Annotated in this window: 11 protein-coding genes; 5 read left to right on the top strand and 6 right to left on the bottom strand. The window is 68.8% G+C overall.

Annotated elements, in window-relative coordinates; genetic code table 11:
- Positions 1-175 precede the first annotated feature (175 nt).
- Positions 176-565, top strand: a complete 390-nt coding sequence (locus tag AB0M73_RS02435) for a PPOX class F420-dependent oxidoreductase (RefSeq protein WP_363885863.1) — start codon at positions 176-178, stop codon at positions 563-565.
- Here the strand turns inward: AB0M73_RS02435 and AB0M73_RS02430 are convergent.
- The gene (locus AB0M73_RS02430) at positions 552-1,427 is read right to left on the bottom strand and encodes a LysR family transcriptional regulator (RefSeq protein ID WP_363885862.1); all 876 of its coding nucleotides are present in this window, start codon (positions 1,425-1,427) and stop codon (positions 552-554) included. The two genes, AB0M73_RS02435 and AB0M73_RS02430, sit on opposite strands and share 14 nt — an antisense overlap.
- Positions 1,428-1,459: 32 nt before the next feature.
- Between AB0M73_RS02430 and AB0M73_RS02425 the strand changes: the two genes are divergently transcribed.
- The 3 genes from AB0M73_RS02425 to AB0M73_RS02415 are packed head-to-tail and all read left to right on the top strand — an operon-like array spanning position 1,460 to position 5,337.
- Positions 1,460-2,896 carry an aldehyde dehydrogenase family protein gene (locus AB0M73_RS02425; RefSeq protein WP_363885860.1) on the top strand — a complete coding sequence of 479 codons (1,437 nt, stop codon included), beginning with the start codon at positions 1,460-1,462 and terminating at the stop codon, positions 2,894-2,896.
- Between the two features lie 4 nt (positions 2,897-2,900).
- On the top strand, positions 2,901-4,361 hold the full coding sequence (locus AB0M73_RS02420) for an aldehyde dehydrogenase family protein (protein ID WP_363885858.1): 1,461 nt from the start codon (positions 2,901-2,903) through the stop codon (positions 4,359-4,361).
- A 16-nt stretch (positions 4,362-4,377) separates the two neighbouring features.
- Positions 4,378-5,337, top strand: a complete 960-nt coding sequence (locus tag AB0M73_RS02415; protein WP_363885856.1) for a methyltransferase — start codon at positions 4,378-4,380, stop codon at positions 5,335-5,337.
- Here the strand turns inward: AB0M73_RS02415 and AB0M73_RS02410 are convergent.
- The 4 genes from AB0M73_RS02410 to AB0M73_RS02395 all read right to left on the bottom strand — a co-directional run bounded on the left by AB0M73_RS02410 (position 5,276) and on the right by AB0M73_RS02395 (position 11,919).
- Entirely contained in the window at positions 5,276-6,202 is a 927-nt protein-coding gene (locus AB0M73_RS02410; RefSeq protein ID WP_363885854.1) for a hypothetical protein, read from the bottom strand. The two genes, AB0M73_RS02415 and AB0M73_RS02410, sit on opposite strands and share 62 nt — an antisense overlap.
- 180 nt (positions 6,203-6,382) lie before the next feature.
- Complete coding sequence (locus tag AB0M73_RS02405; RefSeq protein ID WP_363885852.1) at positions 6,383-6,649, bottom strand: hypothetical protein; 267 nt, start codon at positions 6,647-6,649, stop codon at positions 6,383-6,385.
- A 13-nt stretch (positions 6,650-6,662) separates the two neighbouring features.
- Positions 6,663-10,781, bottom strand: a complete 4,119-nt coding sequence (locus tag AB0M73_RS02400; protein WP_363885850.1) for a hypothetical protein — start codon at positions 10,779-10,781, stop codon at positions 6,663-6,665.
- Between the two features lie 61 nt (positions 10,782-10,842).
- Complete coding sequence (locus tag AB0M73_RS02395; protein ID WP_363885849.1) at positions 10,843-11,919, bottom strand: hypothetical protein; 1,077 nt, start codon at positions 11,917-11,919, stop codon at positions 10,843-10,845.
- Between the two features lie 214 nt (positions 11,920-12,133).
- Between AB0M73_RS02395 and AB0M73_RS02390 the strand changes: the two genes are divergently transcribed.
- Entirely contained in the window at positions 12,134-14,140 is a 2,007-nt protein-coding gene (locus AB0M73_RS02390) for an RICIN domain-containing protein (RefSeq protein ID WP_363885847.1), read from the top strand.
- Between the two features lie 192 nt (positions 14,141-14,332).
- Here the strand turns inward: AB0M73_RS02390 and AB0M73_RS02385 are convergent, their stop codons facing one another.
- A complete protein-coding gene (locus tag AB0M73_RS02385) occupies positions 14,333-14,899 on the bottom strand; it encodes a hypothetical protein (protein WP_363885845.1) in 567 nt (188 codons plus the stop codon).
- Between the last annotated feature and the right edge of the window lie 143 nt (positions 14,900-15,042).

Here is a 15,042-nt window from a genome sequence, read left to right as displayed (position 1 = left end):
CCGTGGACGGCCCGACCAGGACCAAGATCGCCGACGGCGTGGTGTCACTCTCGACGCCGCCGAAGGCGTGACGCCCGCGTCGCCAAAAAACGTGAATGGGTCGGCGTCGAGACTTGATGGCAGCGCCACGGGCCCTGCCCTAGGGTCGGGAGCAGGGACAACAGGGAGGACGTTGATGACAGTCGTGCCGGAATCGCACCTGGACCTGCTGGAGCGGCCGCTCTACGGCCATGTCGGGACCCGTCGCCCCGACGGGACCATCCAGGTCAACCCGATGTGGTTCCTGTGGGACGGCCAGCACATCCGGCTCACACACACCACGACGCGGCAGAAGTACCGCAACATCGAGTTCGACCCGCACGTGTCGATGTCGATCAACGACCCGGACGCGCCGTACCGTTACCTGGAGGTGCGCGGCACCGTCGTCGAGATCGAGAAGGACCCGAACGGGGAGCTCTTCCAGACGCTGGCCCGGCGCTACAGCCTGGACCGCCAGGGCCCGCCGCCGGACGCGGCGGACCGGGTGGTGCTGGTGGTGGCGCCGAGCGCGGTCAGCTTCCAGTAGGGGCGCCGTCGAGCAGTCGTTCGAGGGCGGCGGCGATGTGCGGCCGGTTCTGCCGGCCGCGCACGCAGGCCAGATAGTTCGGATTGAGCACCGGCGACGCCGGTGTGTGCAGCACCCGTATCCGCCCGGCGGCGATGGCCGGTCGGGCCATGAAGCCGGGCACGACCGACAGCAGGCCGGTCTCCACCAGGGTGACGACCGACCGCATGTCCGCGATGGTCACGGCCGGGGCCGGCGGGGTGATCCCCCAGCAGGACCGGAAGTACCGCCGCGCCATGGGCATCTCCTGGGAGAAGCCGACGAACCGCCGCTGCGACTCCGGGTCGTAGTCGGGCTCGTCGGCCGGCCCCACCAACACGAAATCCTCGTCGAACCAGTGCCGCAGGTGCAGCTGGATCCGCGGCGCGCCCTCGATCTTCGTGACGACGGCGAGGTCGAGCTCGTCGGTCAGCAGGGCGGCCACCAGCTCGGGTGAGACGCCGATCCGCAGCTGGAGGGTCATGCCCTCGGCCACCAGCGGCGCCAACAGCGGCCCGACCAGCTGGTCCAGCTGCCCCGGCGTCGACCCCAGCGCCAGCGGCACCGCGTAGGAGGCGCTGTCGCGCCGTGCGTCGATCACGGTGTCGAGCTGGTCGAAGACGCCCGCGATGTCCGCGGCCAAGGCGTGCCCGGCCTCGGTCGGCGCGATGCCCCGGCCCGACCGCGTGAACAGCGGCCGGCCGGCGACGGCCTCGGCCAGCCGCAGGTGGTGGGAGATCGTCGGCTGGGACGTCTGGAGCTGCTCGGCCGCGCGAGTCACTCCCCCGCTGCGGTAGACGGCGAGGAACGAGCGCAGAGCGACGAGCTCCTGCGAGCTGAACACGAGCCACACCCTAACAACCCGAGGAGAAACGCGTGGCCCGCAACCATATCGACGGCCGATGGCTGGACGGTGACCGACGCGCCGAGTCGCTCAGCCCGGCGACCGGCAAGCCACTCGGCACGTACGCGGACGGTGGCGCGCGGGAGGCCTCCGCGGCCGTCGCGGCGGCCCGGAAGGCCTTTGACAGCACGGAATGGGCGCACGACCGGCAGCTGCGAGCCCGGGTGCTGCGCGAGATGGCCGATGCGCTGGAGGCGCGCCGGGACGAGGTGATCACGTCATTGGCCGTGGAGAACGGGAAGATCCTCGGCGAGGCGACGTTCGAAGTGGACCTCGCGATCCCGAAGCTGCGCTACTACTCGGGGCTGGCGCTGTCGGATCTCGGTGCGGCGGCTGAGGTTTCGCCGGACGTGTACTCGTTCTCGCTGCGGCAGCCCATGGGCGTGGCGGCGGTGATCGTGCCGTGGAACTCCCCGGTCGTGCTGTCGATCCGGTCCGTCGCGCCGGCGCTGGCCGCGGGGTGCACGGTGGCCATGAAGATGCCGGGGCAGACCGGGCTGACCAACGGGCTGCTGCTGGATATCCTGACGTCGGCGCCCAGCTTGCCGGCGGGGGTGTTGAATTCCTTCACGGAGTCGGGCAACGAGGGCGCCCCGCTGCTGGTCCGCGATCCCCGCGTGGACGTGATCAGCTACACCGGCAGCACGACGGTCGGCCGGCAGATCATGCGGGACGCTGCGGACAACCTTACGCCGGTTTCCCTTGAACTGGGCGGAAAGACGCCCATGGTGGTGTTCGACGACGCCGATCTCGACGCCGCGGTGCCCGTGCTGACCGCGGGAATCACCACCTTCGCCGGCCAGTTCTGCATGGCCGGCAGCCGGATCCTGGCCCAGCGCGGCATCGCCGACGAGCTGCGGGAGCGGCTGGCCGCTTCGTTGCGTGCGGTGCGGGTCGGCCCCGGCGACGATCCTTCGAGCGACATGGGGCCGATGATCGACAAGGCCAACGTGGAGCGGGTCTCCCGGTTCGTGGAGTCCACTCTGGACTATGCGACGCCGATCGTGCGCGGTGGTGTGCCGACGGATGCCGACCTGGCCGACGGCGCCTACTTCCGGCCGGCGCTGCTCGCCGTGTCCGGAACCGACAATCCGTTGGTGCAGCAGGAGGTCTTCGGCCCGGTCGGCACGTTCGAGGTGTTCGACACCGAGGACGAGGCCGTGAAGCTGGCCAATGCTACCGAGTTCGGGCTGGCGGCCAGCGTGTGGAGCCGGGACGTCGACCGACCGCTGCGGGTCGCGCGGCGCATCGACGCCGGCACCGTGTGGACCAACGCCTGGGGCATGGTCAACGACCAGTTCGAGGAGGGCGGCTTCAAGCACAGCGGCACGGGCCGGCTCAACGGGCTGCGTGCCCTGACCGAGTTCCAGGAGATCAAGCATCTGATGCAGCCAGTGAGGAAGGGATAGCCAGATGTACCAGCTCGTCGACGGTGACCGGACCGCCCGTGCCATCTACTCGGGTGGCTGGCGGCCGGCCACGTCCTCCATCGAGGTGACCGAGAAAGCCACCGGCAAGGCGCTCTTCGACGCCGGCGTCGCCACTCGTGACGACGTGGCCGCCGCCGCGGAGTCGGCCTTCGCCGCGCAACCGGCGTGGGCGGCGACCCTGCCCCAGGACCGGGCCGCGATCCTGTACCGGGCGGCCGATCTCATCCAGCGGCACGCCGAGGAGATCACCTGGTGGGTGCAGCGGGAAACCGGCGGCACCGCGATGAAGGCCGGCTTCGAGATCTTCAACGCCAGCACCGAGCTGCGGCAGGCGGCCGCGCTGTGCCTGGCCGCCGACGGGCACACCCTGCCCAGCACCGTTCCTGGCCGAACGAACTTCGCCCGGCGGGTGCCGCTCGGTGTGGTCGGCATCATCACGCCGTGGAACTTCCCCATGCTGCTGGCGATGCGGGCCCTCGCGCCGGCCCTGGCCCTGGGCAACGCCGTGCTGTTCAAGCCGGACGTGAACACCCCGGTCACCGGCGGCGTGCTGCTGGCCCGGATCTTCGAGGACGCCGGGCTGCCGGCCGACGTCCTGCACATGCTGCCCGGCGACGGCGTCACCGGCGCGGCCGTGGTGGAGGCGCCTCAGGTCCGGATGATCTCGTTCACCGGCTCCACCGCCACCGGTCGGCTCGTCGGCGAGACCGCCGGCCGGCTGCTCAAGAAGGTGCAGCTGGAGTTGGGCGGCAACAACGCGTTCATCGTGCTCGACGACGCCGATGTGCCGGCGGCGGCCAAGGCCGGGGCGTGGGGCGCTTTCTTCCACCAGGGCCAGGTGTGCATGGCCGCCAGCCGGCATCTCGTGCACCGGTCCGTGGCCGACGACTACATCGAGGCGCTGGCCGCCGAGGCGTCCCGGCTGAAGGTGGGCGATCCGACCGACCCGTCGGTCCACATCGGACCGATCATCAACGAGCGGCAGCTGGCCAAGGTGTCCGACATCGTCGACAGCACCGTGGCGGCCGGGGCTCGCACCGTGACCGGCGGCACGGCCAGCGCGCCGTTCTACCGGCCGACCGTGCTCAGCGAGGTCACCCCGGGCATGCCCGCGTTCGAGGAGGAGATCTTCGGCCCGGTCGCGCCGGTCGTCGTGTTCGACAGCGAGGAGGAGGCCGTCGAGCTGGCCAATCGCACCGAGTACGGCCTCACCGCGGGCATCTACACCGGTTCCACCGCGCGGGGGCTGGCCGTCGCCGGGCGGCTGCGGACCGGCATGGTGCACATCGGGGACCAGACCATCAACGACGAGCCGCACATTCCCCTCGGCGGCACCGGCTCCTCCGGCACCGGCGGCCGCTTCGGCGGCGTGGCCAACGTCGAGGAGTTCACCGAGTGGCGCTGGTTCACCGTGCAGGAGCAGCAGACCGGGCTTCCCTACTGAGGTAGCCTCGATGGCCATGGGCCAACCGTCGATCATGTCCTTGGCCGATCTGGCCACTCCCATGGCCATTCGGGTGGCCGCGACCTTGAACCTGGTGGACCGTGCCGGCGACGGCGCCACCGCCGAGCGGCTCGCCGCCGACACCGACACCTCCGCCCCGATCTTGCGCCGCCTGCTCGACCATCTCGTCACCGTCGGCCTCTTCACCTGCGAGTCCGACCGCTACCGCCCGACCGATCTCGGCGCCCAGCTGGCCGAGTTCAAGCCCCTGCTCGACATCAACCGGGCCGGCGGGCGTGCCGATCTGGCGTTCGTGGATCTGCTGCACACGATCACCACCGGCGCGTCCGCCTACACCCACCGCTACGGCCGCGAGTTCTGGGCCGACCTCGACGACCATCCCCCGCTGCGCCGCTCTTTCGACGCCCAGATGGCGTGGCGGTTCGAGAACCACGCCTCCCTCATCGCCGCCAACTTCCCTTGGGGCCGTTACCCTTCGATAGTCGACGCCGGCGGCGGCGACGGCAACCTGTTGTGCGCCATCCTCTCCGCGCATCCCGGCGTCCGCGGCACCGTGGTCGACCTTGCTCCCACCACCGCCCCCGCCCTGGCCCGCTTCGCCGCCGCCGGCGTGAGCGACCGCGGGAATGCCGTGCCCGGCAGCTTCTTCGAGCCCCTCCCCGCCGGGGCCGACGCCTACATCCTGTCCGACATCCTGCACGACTGGGACGACGACCATTGCCGCACCATTCTCGGCCGCTGCCGTGACGCCGCCGGCCCCCACGGCGCCATCATCGTCATCGAGCCCTTGCTTTCCACCGCCGGCACCGCCATCGACCTGTTCATGCTCATGTGCTTCGGCGGCCGTGAACGCACCGTCGAGGAACTGACCGCGTTGGCCGCCTCCTGCGGTCTCACGCTTCGGGGTTCCACTCCCGTTTCGGCAGGCAGAACCGCCTTACAACTCGGTATCTAGTGGCTCGGACCCGGTCGTAGATCTCGCGCAGCCAGGGCTCCCGCACCGCCGGCATCCTTGTCAGCGTGTCAAGGAAGAGGCCGACGTCCGGTTCGAACGGAAACCAGGGCCCCGGCGGCGTGTCCTCGTCCCTGTCCTTGACGAGCGGGAGCCCCAGCCAGCGCACCATCGCCGGCGGCATCGACACATCGTCGACGCTCACCATCCTCGGCTCCCCGGTTGGAAGCAGCACCGCCAGCGCCGGCGCGAAGACCTTCTCCCACAGTCCACTCGGGACGGTCAGCGACGCTCCGTCCGAGGCCGCCACCAGGTGGGCCAGTGCGATCCCCACCTCCGCCTCCCAGCGCGGATCCCACCTTCCCTCCGCAGTCACCGGCGGGATGTCCGTCTCCTCCACCGGCCGCTCCGCGCTCGGCACCGCCCGCACCGCCTCCGGCTGCAGCCACACCGCTTGCCACTTCGCACAGTCGTCGATCCTCGTCGCCACCGGCTCTCCACACCGCTCGCACGCCAGGTTCGGGCCTTCCCTCCCGTCCACGCCGTAGCAGTAGCCGTCGAGCCGCTCCGGGATCAGCCTCATCCCCCGGCCGTCCCCCGGCGCGATCACCACCCACCCCTCCGCCCCGTACGACAGGCTGTACACCGGCGCGTACACACCCCTCGCCGCCGCTTCCTCTTCCCCCACCTCGTCCCACTTCCGCCACGGCGGCCCCCACGGCTTCGGGTCCACCGCGTACGTCCCCGGCTCCATCAGCGCCGGCAGCAGGTCGTGCCGGTAGCGCTGATGCGCATGGCCCGGCAGCGGCACTTCCGTCAGCCGCGCCGTCAGCTCCGCCCCGCACCCCGCACACTCGAACACCGCCACGCCCCGGATTCTCCCCTCGGACCAAGGCATCCCCAACCGAAATACCACCGCACGAAAAAGCCCAGGTCGCCTGCATCAGTAAGCAGAGCTAACCTGGAGTTCGACGCTTGGCGTCCACTCCGGACAGATAGCGGCATGCCCGGGCGCCGAGATGGCACCCGGACACACCACGCCGGTCAATCAGCCCTCCATCTGCGCCTTGAAGCGGCGGGTCAGGACCTCCACATAGAGTTCGACTTCCCTCTCCTCGATCCGCTCCGCGTCCCGGTTCATAGATCCGTGGCTGATGCGGCTGAGAATGGTGCTCTTCTCCCACACCAGTCTTGGCGAGAAAAACTCCTCCAGCGGTAGGCCCGAATCCGGACCCCAGGCTCGAACAAGTCCGTAGGGACTGTCCCTGGGATCGAGATCCGACACGATCAGGTAGTAGCGATATTCCCGTTCCATGGCGTCTCCCACCCTAGGCGACGACTGACCCGACTTTGATCGCCCCGTCCGGAAACGGCACGTCGCCGAAGATCAGTTTGGACTGTGCCTGAGCATAGAGGATCGTCATCTCCGACACCCCCGGCAGCCGGGTCAAGTCGTACCAACCGTGCTCGATCGTCTTAGCCGCCAGACTCGCTTCGGTATGCAGCTGGAGCTCGAATACCTGGTTCGTCGCCGGATCGAACAGCGTCAGGTTGATCCCGCGGTACTCAAAGTTGTCCTTGTTCTGACGCCACTTGTTTTTCAGCACCTCGAGCTTGAAATCGGCCGCTTTGAGCTTCTCGATCGTCTGCTCGGCCAGAACCGCGTAGTCCTTGTCCGGCAACACCAACGTGTAGCGGAGGGCATCATTCACCTTGGCGACCGCAGTCTCCGTGGTAGCGCCGTCCATGAACTCGGTCGCGAGCTTGCGCTTGAGCGAGTTGTCCCCCTTGAGCTGGTCCTTCAGACCGTCCAGCCGGGTGCCAGGCATCTCCTTTTCAAGGTTCTCGATCTTCGGCGTGACCGTCTTCGCGCTCTCCTTCGCCTGGGCGAGCAACTGCTTCGCGACGGTGTTCTGCTCGGCGGTGAGGGAGAGCTTCGTGCCGAACTCCTCGCCTTCCCAGCCGCCCCCGGGAACATCTGCCCCGCTCTTGGGGAACTCCGGCGGCAGGGTGCCCTTCGGGGCCGGCTTGAACTCGATCTTGGCGTCTTCGAGGGTGGCGACGCCGTTCTCGACGCGGACGAAGCCACCCTCCACGCTGGCGACGGCGCTGTCGATCTTGCTGATGTCACCTTCGACCTTCAGTGGCAGCGATCTGAGCGGGAACTGCCGATCGCCGAAGAGCACCACCGCCGTGTCCAGCTTGGCCAGGCCACCCTCGATACGCACGGTGGTGCCGATGACAGGTACCCAGTCGGCCAGCTTGCCAGTGGCGACGTCGAGCACCCGAACTGTGAACTCAGTGATGTGGCCAACGCCATCGACCAGCCGTGTGGTGGCCTTGGCGATCAGTTCCGAGACCGTGTCGAGCACCTTGGAGACGGCGCCGCCCGCGCCGCCGATCGGGGTGGTGGCGACCGTGCTCAACACGTCGAAGGCGGTGAGGCCGAAGGCGCGGCCCGGGTCGTCGTGCCAGACGTCGAGGTGGATGATCTGATACGGGTTGTCGATCAGATTCTGGATGCCGGCCTTGATCGCGCCGCAATCCGAACCGGGGTTGAGACTGGCGGTCTCGATGAAGCAGCCGCCCAGAGTGACCAGGCCGTCCCAGAAGCTCTTCGCGCCTTCGAGAAAGCCGTAGACGGCCTTGTCGATGAAGTTGTATACCTTGACAGTGGCGGTGTTGAAGCGGTTGCACGCGTTCTCGTCACCGGCGAGGCAGTTGATGCCGTCCTTGACGTAATCGGCGGTGGCGCCGATGCCGTCGACCAGAGCACCGCCCGCCTTCGCGGCCAATTGGGCGCAGGGCAGTGAAACCGGGGCGATCGCGCACATCTGGCCCTGGAAGGCCAGCTCGATGAACTGGTGGTTGAGCGCGTCCCGCTTGTGCTCGGCCTCTTCCCGGGCCAGCCGCTCGGCTTCAGTGGCCTTGGCCTTCAGGTCCTCGAACTGGTCAAGGGCATGGCTGATGTTGTCGCCGAAGTCATGAATCGCGGCAGTGACGGCGTCGGCCCATGTCTCGATCTTGGACGCCGCGTCGGCGGCCTGACCGGCGATGTACGCGGCGTTGCTGGCCATGTCGGCAGCACGGCCGGCGACAACTGCGTCGACCTGCGCGGCGGAAGCGGCCCTTGTCGCGTTGGTCGCGGCGTTGTGTGCGTTCTGCGCGAAGCCTGCGGCGGCGTTTGCCGCGTCGACAGCGCCAACGGCGTAACTCGCAGCTTGCTGTGCCGACTGGGCGGCGCGGACCGCCGCGTCGTAGGCCGGCTTGACATCGGCGACGGCGGCGTCGGCGGCCTTCTTGGCCCGATCGGCGGCCTGGTCGGCCTCGGCGGCCCGGTCATGCGCCGACTTGGCCAACTGCTGGCTGAGCTGGATGGCGTCGGCGACAGCCGCCAGGACCTGGCGGGCGTCGCCGTTGATGTTGGCGAACGGCGTGGCGATGACCTCCGCCATCCGTGCTGGGTCGATCACCAACGATGCCGACGCGCTGGCCGCGGCGGACGAGCGGTCGGCAACGTCAGCCTGAAACACGGCCTGGTTCGCCTCAGTGACGGCGCCCTCGGCCTCGTACCGCGTCTGGTCGGCGGCGGCCTGTGAGTTCGCCGCGACATTGGCAGCCTGCATGGCCAGCTGGTTAGCGTCGTCCGCGGCCCGACGCGCGGTCTGCGCCTCCTGGTCGGCCTTGGCCGCGGCCTCACGGGACCGCTGAGCGGCTGCGGACGCGGCAGCAGCCTCGGCCTGGGCGGTCGCTGCTGCGGCACGGGCTCGGCCTTCCCACGCGGCGGACTCGTTGGCTGCGCTGCGGGCCCGGGCGGCGTCAGCCGCGATGTCCTTGGTCACCGCGTCGGCGTCCTTGCCCTCTGCGGTCGCCTGGTCCCGCGCAGCCTTGAGCGCAGCCTCGATCTGGTCAGCCCGCTGCTGCTTGGCGTAGCACATCGTGGTGGCGTTCTTCAGCTGCTGGCCGGTGTTGTAGGCCGCGACCTTGGCATCCCGCTCACGCTCGCCGTCGCGCACGGCGTCGTTGTTCGCGGCGACGGCGGCATTGCTCTTGGCCACGGCATTGCCGGCCGCGCCCTGCGCATTGACCCGGGCGGCCCGCGCGTTGGCGGCGTGCTGGCGCGCCTGGGCGGCGGCGTTCTCGGCGGCGATCTGTTGGGCCTTGGCCCGGTCCCGGGCACCGATGGCGATGTCCTGCTGTTGCTTGGCCGCGGTAGCCAAGTCGGCAGCAGTCTGGGCCTGGCGCTCGGCCTCGGCCCGCCACTTCTTGGCGTTCTCCGCGTGCTGCTCAGCCCTGTTGTCGGCGTCCAGCGCGCGGCTGTCGGCCAGCGAGGCCTCGGCGGCGTGCTGCGCGGTGGCGGTGGCCTGCGCGCACGCCTCGACGGCCGCACCCACCGCGATGGTCACCTTGGCCCAGTCAAGGCCATTGGTCATGCCGGTATGCAGCAGGTCGACGGCGGCGTTCTGCACGGCGGCGGTAGTGCCGCGGGCGGTCTGCGCAGCGCGGCCGGCGGCGTCCGCCTCCTGAGTCGCGGAGGCCCGGAGCGCATCGATCTCCGGCGTGCGGCCCGGCTGGCCGTGCTGGCGGCCAGGCAGGTCCTCCCGGACGATCTCATCGGCTCGGTGGGCCGCGGTCGTGCCCAGCTTCATGGCCAACGTGACGTCGTCGAGGGCCTTGACCGCCTCGATGTTGGCCCGCAGAATCTCCGCCCGGGCCTGTGCCGCGGCTGCCGTGCGACGGGCCAGGTCGGTCAGGGCTTCGACCGCCTCGTTGCGGTCGTCCAACGCCTTCTCGATCGCGGCCTCGAAGTCGTGGTCACGCTGGTTCGCGTCGGCGTAGCCGGTCAGGTAGAACGCCTTGATCCGCGTGTAGTCGCCGGAGGCCAGCGCGGCCGTGCCCTCGACCTTCACCTGCGGACCGCCATGGGCGACCATGTCCCTGACCCGGCCGGTGATGCGTTCCTGCTCGGCCTTGGCGTCGGCGACGTCCTGCTGGTCCTGCTTCTCGGCGATGTCGTGGCCGTACAGGACGAAGTCGGCCAGCGCCTGGTCGTCCCCGGAGGCCAGCGCGGCCTGCGCGGCGGCGCGGACCTTCGGGCCGCCAGTCTGGGCCCAGCCCTGCACCAGTTCCCGGTTGTGCGCGGCCTCGGCCCGCTTGCGCTCGGCCGCCCGGGCCTTCGCCTCGGCCTCGCCATGGTCCAAGAACCAAATGATCTTGGCCGGGTCGTGCGAGTCGAGGGCCTCCTGCGCGGCCTGCCGAACTTCCGGCTCGGATGCGAGCCTGGCGATGTCCTCGACCAGCTGGCGGTTGAACTCGTCCTCGTCGTCGTCCGCGGCGCTGTCAACGGACATGGGCATGGCGGACGGTGCACTCGTCGGCGGCGGCGCGACAGCCGCAGCCGCACTGCCGGACATCTCGCCGAGCAAGGCCATGATCACCGCCAGCACGGCGGCGGCACTGAGTCCGCGCCACCCGGCGGTGGCGCGTTCGCGTCTGTTGCTCATGATGTCAGCTATTCCCCCCGTCGCGGGCGGCGGCATCCGCGCTCGCCCGCGCCTGATCGGCGATTGCCTTCCAGCTGTCGGCCTGGGACTGCGCCCACGCCGCTTCCGCGGCCCACGACGTGCGGCCGGCTTCGCCGCGCGCGATCACATCGGCCCAGTCCTGCTCGCTGGTCGCGGTACGGGCATGCACGGCGATCGCAGCCCACGCGTCCACCTGCTGCACCGCCTTGGCCTGCTCAGCGGACCAGTCCACACTAGACTGTTCGGCCGTCGTCTCGACCTGCCGCCACGCGTCGATCGCGTCGGCCCGGTACTTCTCGGCCAGTTCTCCACTCGCCGCGCGTTCGGCCTTCTCCGCCGCCTCGGCCGCCTCCACCAATCGAGTGACATCGTTGTGCCAAATGGCGTCCCGGTCCGCGGTGAACCGGCGGAACGACTCGTCGTCCAGGCTGGCGGCGCTCGCCCAGTAGTACTTGAAGAACAGGTCGATCGCCTGTTCGTTGTGTTGGGACAACGCGCGGTTCGCGGCGGCACGCACCTGAACCCCCGGATCGTGGGCCGCGAGGTCAGAGACGTAGTCCTGGTCCTCCTTGGCCATTTTCACAAGCTTTTCCTGGTACTGGTTGTCCGTGTCCCGATCGGCCTGCTGAGCCTTGGCCAGTCCGACCCGGACGTACTCGTCCTGTTCGATGTCCGACCCCAGCAGCGCGCGAGCCGAAGTGACCTCCACCGCGCTGCCCGGCAGCGAGTATTTGTTGGTGCGCTGGATGAATTCGGTGTTGCGTTGCGCCCGTTCGGCCGCACGGGCCTTGGCTTCGGCCAGGCCGGTGGCCAGGAACTCAGCGATCGCCTCGTCACCCTGACTGCTCAGCAGCGCGTTCCAGGCCGAGACCTGCACATCTGGCCGCGGGTCGTGCAACGCCAGGCGCTCCACGAACTCGCGGGCCGCAGCGGCTTGCGCCGCCGGGTCTGTAACACTGATGATGGTTTCCGCGATAGCGGCCGAGTTTCCGGCCGCCGCAAGGAAACTTGTGGCCAGCACGGTGGCCGTGACCGCGCGAACGAGCGTACGACGTCCCATGTGTTCCCCCCAGAGGACAACAGTGGTTTCCGGGCGTGCCGCCCGTCGTGACCTCCTAGCATGGCCGGATGACGCTACGCGAGCTATGCCCGAGTAACGTGACTCACGCCACCTTGCACTGAATGTCCGGTCTGTGCGAGTGTGCCTCGACAAAAGGCCATCGGGAGTGGCCGGGTTCTGCTATACATACCAACAGAATCTCTGGGGGGAACGCTTGTCCAGATCCAATCTGGTCGGCCGCCGCATGCGCGGATTCGCCGTGCTGGCCATCTCGGCCACGATCGCTGCCGGCCTCGCCGCCGGCCCGATGACGGCGCCGACCGCGTCCGCAGCCACCTCCGTGGCCCCGGAATCCAGCAATGCAGCCAAAGTCTCGGCCGGCCGCGAGATCCAGGGCTTCTCCGTCACGCCGGACAAGCTCGCCCTGAGCGACAAGAACTTCGTCATCGCGCTGTGGTCGGCGGCCGCAGAAGGCACCCACATCAAGGCCGATGCCCTCAAGGCGTTCACCGACACCGTCGATGAGCTGGCGTGCAAGCGTTTCATCGAGATCGACATCCACAGCGCCGCGCAGTTGGACGCGATCGAACTGGGCCAGAAGGCGGTACGCGACCATCAGCGCTTGGACGCCGCCAGGGAGATCCTGTGGACCGACGTGCCGCAGTCGATGCTCGACGTGTCGCTGCAGAACTTCGTCTTCGCGCTCTGGCAGCACGCCGCGGAAGGCAGTGACGTCAAGAAGGGCGCCGCGGCCGTACTCAGCACGAACTCGACCGACGACCAGCGCACCAGGTTCATCGTCACCGACATCTACATAGCGTCCAACGCCGACCGCCAGCGGGCCATCGAACAGCAGGACACCGAGGAACGGGAGCGGGCGGCGAAGGAGGCCAACATCAAGGCCAAGGCCAGCGCCTGGGCCGCGGCCACCCAGGCGACCGCCACCGACGACGTGAAGAACCTGCCCGACCACGAGTTCATCTGGGAACTCATCAAGCGCGCCACCGGCGCCCAGGTCAAAACGGCGGCGCAGACCGCGTACGACAGCAGGGACACGGCTGTGTGGCACGACTTCATCGTCAACGGCGTGCACGCCGCGCACCGGGCCGACATCGACGAGCAGGATCGGCTCGATGCCATCGCAGCCAAGAAGAAGGTTCAGGTCATCCTCGACCAGGCCGTCGCCGACGGCTACCTGCCGAACCTGGCCGCCGCTGCGCGCACTGCTCTGGCCGGCACTGTCCTGGAGTGGCACGCGTTCCTCAACACTGGTGCGCACGAGGCGGCCAAGCTCGACCTGATGAAGCCGGCCGACCACCGCGTGATCGAGCTCCAGGCCAGCAGGTCCGGTCGCTGCCTCCAGGTCGCCGGGCTGTGGGAGAACCCTGGCGACGCCGCCCACGGTGACGGCGCCGTCACCGAGCTGTGGGACTGCCTGCGCGGTGTGAAGCAGGTCTGGGAACTGGTCCGCGCCGCGGACGACACGTACTCGCTGGTGAACCTGATGTCCAAGAAGTGCATGGATGTCAACGGTGACAACATCGTGCAGAACACGTGCAACGGCGCAGGGACCCAGTGGTGGCGGTTCGTCGAGAACACCGACGGCTCGTTCCAGATCCAGAACGTCGGCACCGGCAAGTACGCCACCGTCGCCGACAACGGCACAGCGAACGCCTCGCTCGTGGTGCAGTACACCAACACCAATTCGATCGACCAGAACTGGCGGATCATCGACCCCAGTCACCACGAGGGCCTGCTCGACCTGACCCCGGGCACCATCAATCTCAAGGGCGTGCATTCCGGGCGGTGCCTGCAGGTGGCCGGCCTGTGGGAGAACCCCGACGAGGGCGCCAATCAGGACCTGGCCGGCATGGAGATCTGGGACTGCGTGCCGAGCGCGAAAGAGGTCTGGACGGTCATCCCGTTGGGTGATCACAAGTTCTCGCTGAAGAACCAGCAGTCGGGCAAGTGCCTGGACGTGCTTCACGGCGACACTGCCAACGACACGCCACTCGTGCAGTTCACCTGCCACAGCGGCGGCTCGCAGCAGTTCGTCTTCCCCCAGGGTGACAACGGTTCGTTCGGCATCCAGAGCGTGCTCACCGGCAAGTACGCCGATGCCTTCAACGACGGCACCGGCAACGGCACCGTGGTCCACATGTGGGGCGTCAACAACCTTCCCAACCAGCGTTGGACCGCGGTCCAGCTGACCACCGCCTGATCTCGGCTCATCTCCGACAGTGCCTCCCGCGCTCAGCGCGGGAGGCACTGCGCTAGAACGACAGGAAAGGGCTCGGTGACTCGTGCCATGTCACCGAGAGCTGCTCGCGGGCTCGTGTGCAGGCCACGAACAACAGGCAGCGCTCTCGCTGTCGATCTCTCTCATGTGCCTGCACGTCTTCCTCGACCGGCGTCACCGCGTTGGGCGCCGGCCTGTGCTTGGCGCCGACCCTACGACGACCAGGCAGCGAAATTCGAGGCCCTTCACCCGGTGCATTGTGCCCACCGAGATCTCGGTGTCGGCGGACTTCCCGTCGGACAGCAGGTGAACGGGCAGCTGCTCACCGGCCAGGAACTCCCGGATCCGCTCACCGGGCCAGTTCGAGCGCGTGGCGACCGCGATCTCGTCGGCTTGGACACCGGATTCGAGCCATTGCCGGATCCTTGTTGCCACGATACGGAATTCGGCGTCACGAGTTGAGAAGCCCCGTAGCTTCGGGGATGTCCCATGCAGCTCGGAACGGCAGCCGGCGATGGAGTCCAGGTCGCCGTCCATGTCGTCGTCGGCGGCAAGGCCCGCGCCGTCTTCTCCCCCACAGTCCACGCCGGCCGCATCGTCGAGATCAACATCCTCGCCGACCCCGACCGCCTCGCCAACCTCGACCTCCCCCCGCTGCACTGATCTACCACCCCCAACACCAAAGAGCGCTCGGCCCCGCCCCTGCTTCGCCCGGTTGCTGGATTTTTCGAGGTCCGCCACCCAACGCACCCCACCACCCAAGCCAACGCGGGCCTCGAAAAATCCAGCAAGGGCGAGGCAGGGGCTTGATGGGGGCCGAGCACGCGACGCCGAAGGCGGCGCCAATAAGCACAGCGCCACAAGCACAGCCACCGTGGGCGCGA

This window comes from Kutzneria sp. NPDC051319 (assembly GCF_040682195.1).
Classification (GTDB): Bacteria; Actinomycetota; Actinomycetes; order Mycobacteriales; family Pseudonocardiaceae; genus Kutzneria.
Note: the sequence above shows the minus strand (reverse complement) of the source record. Positions and strands in the feature narration are given on the sequence as shown.